Source organism: Streptomyces sp. HSW2009 (assembly GCF_040240285.1).
GTDB lineage: Bacteria > Actinomycetota > Actinomycetes > Streptomycetales > Streptomycetaceae > Streptomyces.
In genome coordinates this window covers 1-5,125 of the sequence record NZ_JBEHZD010000540.1, presented here as the reverse complement: position 1 = coordinate 5,125, position 5,125 = coordinate 1, and the positions used below count along the sequence as shown (strand labels likewise).

General features: G+C 74.8%; 3 protein-coding genes. 1 reads left to right on the top strand and 2 read right to left on the bottom strand.

From position 1 onward, the window contains the following. Positions 1 to 181: 181 nt before the first annotated feature. Both AAHZ94_RS28165 and AAHZ94_RS28160 read right to left on the bottom strand, forming a co-directional pair. Positions 182 to 2,401: an NADP-dependent isocitrate dehydrogenase gene (locus AAHZ94_RS28165; RefSeq protein ID WP_349996345.1), complete on the bottom strand. Its 2,220-nt coding sequence runs from the start codon at positions 2,399 to 2,401 to the stop codon at positions 182 to 184. Between the two features lie 628 nt (positions 2,402 to 3,029). Further along, positions 3,030 to 4,049, bottom strand: coding sequence for a MerR family transcriptional regulator (locus AAHZ94_RS28160; RefSeq protein WP_349996344.1), 1,020 nt, complete (start codon positions 4,047 to 4,049; stop codon positions 3,030 to 3,032). On the opposite strand from AAHZ94_RS28160, the gene AAHZ94_RS28155 reads away from it, so the two are divergent. Further along, on the top strand, positions 4,048 to 4,989 hold the full coding sequence (locus AAHZ94_RS28155) for a maleylpyruvate isomerase family mycothiol-dependent enzyme (protein WP_349996343.1): 942 nt from the start codon (positions 4,048 to 4,050) through the stop codon (positions 4,987 to 4,989). The genes AAHZ94_RS28160 and AAHZ94_RS28155 overlap by 2 nt on opposite strands. Positions 4,990 to 5,125: the final 136 nt, after the last annotated feature.

Below are 5,125 nucleotides of genomic sequence, written 5' to 3'. Positions count from 1 at the left end.
CCCCCCCCCCCCCCCCCCCCCCCCCCCCCCCCCTCCCCCCCCCCCCCCCCAACAAAAACCCCAGCCCCCCCCCCCCCCCCCCCCCCCGGGGGTGCCCCCCCCCCCCGGGGCCCCCCCGCCGGGGGGCGCGGGGGGCGGCCCCCCCCCCCCCCCCACAACACCGCGGGCTATGCGTTCATGCTCAGGCGAGCGAGGCCAGCGCCTGGTTGAACGTCTGCGACGGGCGCATCACGGCCGCGGCCTTGGCCGGGTCGGGCTGGTAGTAGCCGCCGATGTCGGCCGGCGAGCCCTGCACCGCGATCAGCTCGGCCACGATGGTCTGCTCCTGCTCGGCCAGGGTCGCGGCGAGCGGGGCGAACGCCTTGGCGAGCTCGGCGTCCTCGGTCTGCTGCGCCAGCTCCTGGGCCCAGTAGAGCGCCAGGTAGAAGTGGCTGCCGCGGTTGTCGATGCCACCGAGGCGGCGGCTGGGCGACTTGTCCTCGTTGAGGAAGGAGGCCGTGGCGCGGTCCAGGGTGTCGGCGAGGACCTGGGCGCGGGCGTTGCCGGTGCTCTGCGCGAGCTGCTCGAAGCTGACCGCGAGCGCCAGGAACTCACCCAGGCTGTCCCAGCGCAGGTAGTTCTCCTTGACGAGCTGCTGGACGTGCTTGGGCGCGGAGCCGCCGGCGCCGGTCTCGAACAGGCCGCCGCCGTTCATCAGCGGGACGACGGAGAGCATCTTGGCGCTGGTGCCCAGCTCCAGGATGGGGAACAGGTCGGTCAGGTAGTCGCGCAGCACGTTGCCGGTGACCGAGATGGTGTCCTCGCCGCGGCGGATGCGCTCCAGCGAGAACGCGGTCGCCTCCTCCGGCGACTTGATCTCGATCTGGAGGCCGTCGGTGTCGTGGTCGGCCAGGTACGTGGTGACCTTGCGGATGAGGTTGGCGTCGTGCGCGCGGCCCTCGTCCAGCCAGAACACCGCCGGGTTGCCGGTGGCGCGGGCGCGGCTGACGGCCAGCTTGACCCAGTCGCGGATCGGGGCGTCCTTGGCCTGGCACATGCGGAAGATGTCGCCGGCGCCGACGGCCTGCTCAAGCACCACGTTGCCGTTGCCGTCGAGCGCCCGCACCGTGCCGGTGGTCGGGATCTCGAAGGTCTTGTCGTGGCTGCCGTACTCCTCGGCCTTCTGCGCCATCAGGCCGACGTTGGGCACCGAGCCCATGGTGGCCGGGTCGAAGGCGCCGTTGGCGCGGCAGTCGTCGATGACGACCTGGTAGACGCCGGCGTAGCTGCTGTCCGGGATGACCGCGAGGGTGTCGGCCTCCTGGCCGTCCGGGCCCCACATGTGGCCGGAGGTGCGGATCATCGCGGGCATGGAGGCGTCCACGATGACGTCGCTGGGGACGTGCAGGTTGGTGATGCCGCGGTCGGAGTCGACCATGGCCAGCTCCGGGCCCTCGGCGAGCTCCGCGTCGAAGGACGCCTTGATCGCGGCGCCGTCGGGCAGCGACTCCAGGCCCTTGAGGATGCCGCCGAGCCCGTCGTTGGGGGTGAGGCCGGCAGCGGCGAGCGTCTGGCCGTACTCGGCGAACGTCTTCGGGAAGAAGGCGCGCACGACGTGACCGAAGATGATCGGGTCGGAGACCTTCATCATCGTGGCCTTGAGGTGTACGGAGAAGAGCACGCCCTCGGCCTTGGCGCGGGCGATCTGCGCGGTGAGGAACTCGCGCAGCGGCGCGACGTGCAGCACGGCCGCGTCCACGACCTCGCCGGCCAGCACCGGCACCGACTCGTGCAGCACGGTGGTGCTGCCGTCGTCGCCGGTCAGCTCGATGCGCAGGGCGCCGTCCGCGTCGATGATCGCCGACTTCTCGGTGGAGCGGAAGTCGTCGCCGGTCATGTGCGCGACGTTCGTCTTGGAGTCGGCGGTCCAGGCGCCCATGCGGTGCGGGTGCGCCTTGGCGTAGTTCTTGACCGACGCGGGGGCGCGGCGGTCGGAGTTGCCCTCGCGCAGCACCGGGTTCACGGCGCTGCCCTTGACCTTGTCGTACCGGGCGCGGATCTCCCGCTCCTCGTCGGTCTGCGGGTCGTCCGGGTAGTCCGGCAGGGCGTAACCCTGCTCCTTGAGCTCCGCGACGGCGGCCTTGAGCTGGGGGATCGAGGCCGAGATGTTCGGCAGCTTGATGATGTTCGCACCCGGCGTCTTGGCCAGCTCGCCCAGCTCGGCCAGCGCGTCGGCGATGCGCTGGCCCTCCTCCAGGTACTCGGGGAAGCTCGCGATGATCCGGCCCGCCAGAGAGATGTCACGGCTCTCGACGGTCACTCCGGCCGTCGAGGCGTAGGCCTCGATCACCGGCAGGAACGAGTACGTCGCCAAGGCCGGGGCCTCGTCGGTGTGCGTGTAGATGATGGTCGAGTCAGTCACCGGGTGCTCCGCTCCACGTCTGCAACATTGCTCGACATCAAGATATCTCGTGATCGACCCTCCCTCGACAGGACCCCGTCCACGGGGCGGCCCGGCCGACGTTCCCCGGCCACGGGGGCGCGGCGGGGCCGCCCGGACCTTGGGGCGTGGGCTGGGGTGGGGCTGCTCCTCGGGGCTGCTCCTCGGGGTGAGGGGCCTTGCCCCTCGGCCCGCGCCTGGTGCGTGGCTGGGGTGCGCTGCCTCTGGCCCGTGGGTGGGGCGGTTCGCTCCGCGGGCCTGTGGCTGGGCTGGTCTGTCCCCGGTGCGAGGCTGGGTGGCTCCACCCCTGATCCGTGGCTGGGGCGCTCTGCCTCCGGCTCGCGGCTGGTGGGCCCGTTCCGCGGGCCGCGGCTGGGTGGCTCCGCCCGGGGGTCGTGGCTGGGCCGGTCTGTCCTGGTCCCCGACTGGGTGGCTTCGCCCGGCTCCATGGCCGAACCGCCGAACCGCCGGCAACGCCGCAGGCCGCCCGCTCGCCCCGCCCGCCCGCTCGTCGCAAACCGGCGCGCACCGCACCCCGGCCGCGCGGACCCCCTCGCGGGGCGCGCCCGCGCGGGGCCGGACCCAGCCGCAGGACCCGCACCCGTCCCGGCTACCCCACCGACCGCCCCAGCGCATCGACCAGCCAGTCGTGCACGGTGCCGACGGTGACGGGTTCGCCGGTGGCCTCGCCCAGCAGGTGCCAGTACCGGCGGATGCGAGGGTCGCCGGGGACGGCGACATGCGTCCAGGTGCCGCGCCGGAACGCGGTCAGCAACTCGTGCCGGAAGGCCGCCGTGTCCCGCCCGCCGCGCACCTCGGCGTGCGCCGCGACGAACCGGTCGAGTGCCGGGCCGGGGGCCGGCCGCCGCCCGGCGCGCAGCAGCGGATCGGCGAGCCGGTACGCCTCGTCCATGCCGGCCAGCAGCGCGACCGGGTCGCTGACCAGCTCGCGGCTGGCCCGGGCGCGGGCGCGCAGCCGCCGTTGCAGATCGCGGTCGGCGGTCAGTGCGGCCAGCCGCGCGTAGGCCACCACCTGCTGCGGCGTCGGGTCCGCCGGCGGGGCGGGGACGCTCACGGCCACGAACATGGCGACCGTGTCGGCCGGCAGCGCCGGGTCCAGCAGGCGCTGCCAGAACGCCAGGACCGCCCCGTGCGCCGCGTGCCCGTCGGGCAGTGAGCCCAGCAGGTCGAGCCGGGCGACCCGTTCGGCGCCCGCGGCCTCCTCGACCGCCCGCAGCGCCGCCCGCCGCCAGCCGAGTGCCGCCCACTCCGCGTCCAGTGCCCCGCGCGCGGCGGCGAGGGCGGCGGTGAGCGGCAGCCGGCCGGCCAGCAGTTCGCTGAGCGCGGGCAGCCCGAGGCCGAGCCCGCGCCACTGCCGGATGAGCCGCAGCCGGTCGACGGCTGCCGGGGCGAACCTGCGGTGTCCGCCCGTACTGCGCACGCTGTCCAGGAGCCCCTGGTCGCAGTAGAAGCGGACGGTACGCACCGGCACCCCGGCCAGCCGCCCGAGTTCCCCGATCCCCAGCACCGCCCCCACTGGTGTGACCTCGGTCACGATGCCTTGAACCTCCACCCGGGTGCGCTTTTTACCGTACGAGCCCACCGTACGGAAGATGAGGACAACGACCATGAACCGAGCGGACGTTGAGCAGCAGCAGCGGGCTGGCTCGTCCAGCGGAGCGCCGGGCGGGGCGCCGGACGGGGCGCAGGTGGCGCGGGGGCCGGCCGGGGCGCCCGGTGGATCGTCGGAGGGGCTGCCGGTGGGACGGCCGGACGGCTTCCCGGCCGCGGGGGAGGTGGCGGACGAGACCGCCGGGGAACTCGCGCGGCTCGCCACCGCGCTACGTGTGCAGGGCGCGGCCGTCGTACGGGCGGTGCGCGACCTGGACCCGGCGGCGACCGTGTCCACCTGCCCGCAGTGGCGGGTGCGGGACCTGGTCGGCCACCTCGGCCAGGCACACCGCTGGGCCGCGCAGATCGTTCGGACCGGGCCGCCGACCGAGGTGCCCGACCCGCGCCGGGCCGACCCCGGGCCGCCTGCGGACTGGGCCGACTGGGTGGCCGCCGGCGCGACCGAACTGATCACGGCCGTACGCCGCGCCGACGGCCCGGTGTGGAGTTCCTTCGGCCCGCAGCCGGCGGAGTTCTGGCTGCGCCGGATGGTGCACGACGCCTGTGTGCACCACGCCGACGCGGCGCTGACCGCCGGCACCGCCTTCCGGCTCGCGCCCGAGTTGGCCACCGGCGCCCTCGACGAGGCCCTTGACCTGCTGTGCGCGCCGGACGCGGTGGCGCTCAAGCCGGAACTCGCCGCGCTGCGCGGCGACGGCCAGCGGCTGCTGTTCGTCCCCACCGGCGCCCCCGACCGGGCGTGGCTGGTGACCAGGACCGGCCGGGGGCCGCGCCGGTCCACCGCCACCGGCACCGCGGCGGCCGAGGTGAAGGTCACGGCGCCCGTCGCCGACCTCCTCCTGCTGCTCACCCGCCGCCTACCGCCCACCGCACCGCAGCTCACCCGCACCGGCGACACCACCCTGCTCGACCACTGGTGGGAGCACACCGCGCTGTGAGGGCTGGGGGTGCGGATGGTGCGTACGGGGGCGGGGCGGTGGACGGCGCGTACGGGACGGCGGGCGGTGGTGGTGATGCGGTGCGCGTTGGAACCCGCGTCGGGCTCGGTGATGCCGAAGGCCATCGTGCGCGAGC

What these genes read in the sequence shown, in the direction of transcription:
- AAHZ94_RS28155 (WP_349996343.1), top strand. Translation starts at nt 4,048, where the DNA reads ATGAACCGAGCGGACGTTGAGCAGCAGCAGCGGGCTGGCTCGTCCAGC.
- AAHZ94_RS28160 (WP_349996344.1), bottom strand. Translation starts at nt 4,049, where the DNA reads ATGGTCGTTGTCCTCATCTTCCGTACGGTGGGCTCGTACGGTAAAAAG.